This is a genomic window from Enterocloster sp. (assembly GCF_057861365.1).
The window spans coordinates 1-3,719 of the sequence record NZ_DBMACH010000035.1 but is presented as its reverse complement, the minus strand read 5'-3'; the positions used below and the strand labels follow the sequence as shown (position 1 = coordinate 3,719).

Genomic DNA, 3,719 nt, shown 5'->3' with positions numbered 1-3,719 from the left:
CACAGGCTGGTCATTCGATTGGAATAATCCATCGATGAACTACCTGTATCATAGAACATTTTTGTGCCCTGTGCCGTATGTCCACAAAGTAGGAATTAAGGATAAAAAGCGGAAATTTCCACGATTGCGGAAAGTGTGATATAATCCAGTTAAGCGACAGCAATGAAACCGTTGGAAAGGAGCGTGCGCCCATGAAAGGAGCAACAAGCATACAGGAACGCCTTTGGGAACTCCGCAAGGATAAAGGCTTAAATCTGGAAGAATTATCAAAGCTGACGGGTATTTCCAAATCTGCTCTCGGAAGTTATGAAAAAGAGGATTTTAAGGAAATCAATCATGGCAACCTTATCACGCTGGCAGACTTCTATGGGGTTTCCGTTGATTATCTACTGTGCCGGACAGAGAACAGGGAGCAGATCAACACGTCATTGACGGAGCTGCATTTGAATGATGAGATGGTTGCTCTCCTGAAAAGCGGTCGGATTAACAACCGTCTGCTCTGTGAGCTTGCCACACATAAAGATTTTATCAAGTTTCTTGCAGACATTGAGATTTATGTGGACGGGATTGCCACCATGCAGATTCAAAATCTCAATGCACTTGTCGATACCGTCCGGCATGAAATCATTGAACGGTATCGCCCCGGCGAAGATGACCCGCATTTGAAAGTGCTGCAAGCCGCCCATATCAGCGATGATGAATATTTCAGCCACATGGTTCTGGATGACCTCAATCTCATTATCCGGGATATTCGGGAAACTCACAAAAAGGACAGTGAGAGTGCGCCCCAGACCACCGTTGCCGATGAACTGAAAGAAAATCTGGAAGCGGTCGAAAATTTCAAGGGCAGTCGGGATGAAAAGCTCGTTGTCCTTTACTGCAAGCAGCTCGGTATCAACTATAAAAATCTGTCAGATGAAGAATTTCGCTGGCTCATTCGGATTCTCAAAAAATCAAAGAAAATGGGAACGCCTATCAGCCAAAGGAAAAAACGGTAAAGAAAAACCGCTGTTGCATGGTTTGTTAGCTTCCATGTAGCAGCGGTTTTTACTGTGGTTATTCAGTTGAAAATCAGAACGATAAACTGGAAGTTATCGATTTCTTTGTGCGCTGTATCTAACGGACAGCACAATGCTTACTGATGCGGTAATGACCTTTGCAAATACGGCGCTCCACCAAATCGTGATTTGACCGCCAAACACCGGCGGCAGCATCAGCATCAACACCAGCATGATGATGGGTTCGATAAAGGTCAGAACATAGGACAGCACACTTTTTTCGGTTGCGTAGAAAGCCGCCGCGGAAACTCGTGTGATGGCGTCAAACGGAACCGACACAAGGAAGATCGGCATGACCTTTATGACCCCTGCGTTTACCTCGGCAGATGAACCGAACAGTAGTCCAATCTTTCCACGGAGCAGGTAAATCAGAATCGCACTGATTACCGCCAAAACCATGGAAAATTCATACGCCAGCGTTTTGGTTTGTTTGAGCGATTTTTCTTCGCCTGCTCCGTAGAACTGACTCATGAGCGGCTGGCTACCATCACCGACACCCTGCAAAAGAAGATAAACAATGCAGATGATATAGGAGATACAGGCATAGGTGGCGATAGCCTCCTGTCCGCCATAATAAACCGAAAATCGGTTGATGATCACAAGAGAGATATTTGGGGCAAGGGTCAAGCCAAATGGAGCAAGTCCGATTTTTAATATCTGAAATGCCGTTTTCGGGGTATCAACAGGTGCGATTTTCAGAGTGAGGTTCTTTTTGATGGCGCAATACACGAGTGCAACCGCCATGGTAACTCCCTGCCCAATAATGGTCGCCAATGCCGCACCGTACATGCCCCGTCCAAGAACCCACACAAAAGTATAGTCAAGAGCAACATTGGTAGCAAAGCCGCAGATCATAGCGATCATTGCCCACAAAGAACCGCCGTAATTACGCATAAACGGAACCAGTCCGGTGCCGAACACCTGTAAAATCGCTCCAAGGGCAATTACCTTGATATACTCATTTCCCAGAGTAAGCAACTCGCCCGATGCACCAAGGGCAGAAAGGATTTTCTCTGAAGTGAAGAAAACGGTGACAGTCAGGACAGCGCTGAAAAGAAGCATCAGCCATGTTGCACCGGCAACGAACTCCCGTGCTTTTTTCTCATTTCCTGCTGCTTTCAGAATGGAGTATTTGACTGAACCGCCCATTCCGATTCCTGTCCCTACGGATTGCAGGACCGCCGTGATGGGATATGCAATGTTGATTGCGGAAAGTCCGGCATCCCCGATTGAGTTGCCTACAAAGAAACCGTCAACGATGGCATACACCCCGGAAAGCGCAAAGGATAACACGGACGGAATCACATACTGAAAGAAAGTCCGCTTGTTATTCACTGCCCAGACCTCCTCTCAGCTCTCTTTCAAAGAGAAGATTGAAAAGGTCAAGAATTTCACACATGGCTTGGAGCCGTTCGTTCCCGATTGTTCTATAAACCTTCTCCTCGGCTTTTCGTAAAGGCGCAATCATTCTGTGGGCGTATACCTGTCCGCTTTCAGTCAAGACGATCCGCTTCTCACGTTTATCGCCCTCGCTGGCCTCCAACAGTAAATAGCCCTTCTTTTGAAGTGCGCTCACGACCGTATGAACCGTCTGTTTTTGCATACCGAAATTCTCTGCGATCTGCTTTTGCGTCAGTTCTCCCATGGATTCCAGCGCATACAGCACCATCATTTCCGGGTATCCGATGCCAAGTACTGAAGCTGCTTTTGTATATAGCGCAGTGCTTTTCGCCCACGCAACGTTAAAATGATTGTTTTCCATAAGTCCTCCTCTTACAAATAGTATTTACAAACACTATTATAGTATATTGTAAGGACTATTGTCAAGGGCGTATGGAGCAAAAAATTCTTATTTGTCATAATCATTCTACCATACCGTTATGAATAAATCATCTCTTGCAAAATAATTTCTTCTGCCCGGTTGTGAATGTTATTGCAACGCCGCACCCATTCCATTTGTTGGGTTCGTTTCAATTCCTCGGTCACGCCCTCGGCATCTTTCATCTGCTCCATGATGGTGTCTAACCGTTCCTGTGCCTGTTCGTTCAGGTCTGCAAGGTATGTCCATAACTCCCCTGTCAAGGTCAAGGTGTTCAATTTGGCTGGGTGGACTTCTCTTAAATACTCCCGGTGCATCCGTCCGTACTTTCCGATAGGGCGATGTTCCTCCGGCAGCTTCAAATCTGGGATATAGTAATCTCCGACAAGGATATAATCAATTCCGTTTTCCGTTATTCTTGGTTTCAATTCGCTCATGCTCCTTACCTCCTGTGGAAGCAGGCTCGTCTGATACTAACTCAATCACATCGGTAATCTCACAATTCAGCGTTTCGCAGATACGGGCTAATGTATCCATGCTGATGTGCTTTCCCTCTTTGCTCATGTTGGCAATCATATTCGTTGTCATACCAGCAGCAAGCCTTAAATCTTCTTTTCTCATATCACGCTCTAACAGTGTATGCCAGAGTGGTTTATAGCTGATGTGCATATTGCTTTCCCGCCTTCCTATCCATACCACCGGGGCGGCTGCCCCGGCAGGAACTTTTCTCTTATTATAGCACCAATCTTGTGAAATCACAATTTATTCTTGTGGACTGCCGCTGATACCGTCTGGATTGTGCTTTTCCTTTCTTTTTGTTCCCTTTAATTAGCCATGAACTG

Annotated in this window: 5 protein-coding genes; 1 reads left to right on the top strand and 4 read right to left on the bottom strand. The window is 46.1% G+C overall.

The genetic code is table 11. The annotated features are described in order from the left end of the window. The first annotated feature begins 191 nt into the window (after positions 1 to 191). Positions 192 to 998, top strand: a complete 807-nt coding sequence (locus tag ACZM6M_RS17580) for a helix-turn-helix domain-containing protein (protein ID WP_117804813.1) — start codon at positions 192 to 194, stop codon at positions 996 to 998. Between the two features lie 93 nt (positions 999 to 1,091). Here the strand turns inward: ACZM6M_RS17580 and ACZM6M_RS17575 are convergent, their stop codons facing one another. The 4 genes from ACZM6M_RS17575 to ACZM6M_RS17560 form a co-directional block, all read right to left on the bottom strand. Further along, complete coding sequence (locus ACZM6M_RS17575) at positions 1,092 to 2,393, bottom strand: MATE family efflux transporter (protein WP_003020289.1); 1,302 nt, start codon at positions 2,391 to 2,393, stop codon at positions 1,092 to 1,094. Beyond that, complete coding sequence (locus ACZM6M_RS17570) at positions 2,386 to 2,820, bottom strand: MarR family winged helix-turn-helix transcriptional regulator (protein ID WP_009274453.1); 435 nt, start codon at positions 2,818 to 2,820, stop codon at positions 2,386 to 2,388. The genes ACZM6M_RS17575 and ACZM6M_RS17570 overlap by 8 nt, the downstream gene beginning before the upstream one ends. A gap of 116 nt (positions 2,821 to 2,936) precedes the next feature. Continuing rightward, positions 2,937 to 3,314: a TnpV protein gene (locus tag ACZM6M_RS17565; RefSeq protein WP_009274452.1), complete on the bottom strand. Its 378-nt coding sequence runs from the start codon at positions 3,312 to 3,314 to the stop codon at positions 2,937 to 2,939. Continuing rightward, positions 3,274 to 3,546 (bottom strand): helix-turn-helix domain-containing protein, encoded by a 273-nt coding sequence (locus tag ACZM6M_RS17560; RefSeq protein ID WP_009274451.1) that lies wholly within the window; start codon positions 3,544 to 3,546, stop codon positions 3,274 to 3,276. The genes ACZM6M_RS17565 and ACZM6M_RS17560 overlap by 41 nt, the downstream gene beginning before the upstream one ends. Positions 3,547 to 3,719: the final 173 nt, after the last annotated feature.

Coding starts and splice junctions, on each gene's coding strand:
- ACZM6M_RS17580 (WP_117804813.1), top strand. CDS start 192: ATGAAAGGAGCAACAAGCATACAGGAACGCCTTTGGGAACTCCGCAAG.
- ACZM6M_RS17570 (WP_009274453.1), bottom strand. CDS start 2,820: ATGGAAAACAATCATTTTAACGTTGCGTGGGCGAAAAGCACTGCGCTA.
- ACZM6M_RS17565 (WP_009274452.1), bottom strand. CDS start 3,314: ATGAGCGAATTGAAACCAAGAATAACGGAAAACGGAATTGATTATATC.
- ACZM6M_RS17560 (WP_009274451.1), bottom strand. CDS start 3,546: ATGCACATCAGCTATAAACCACTCTGGCATACACTGTTAGAGCGTGAT.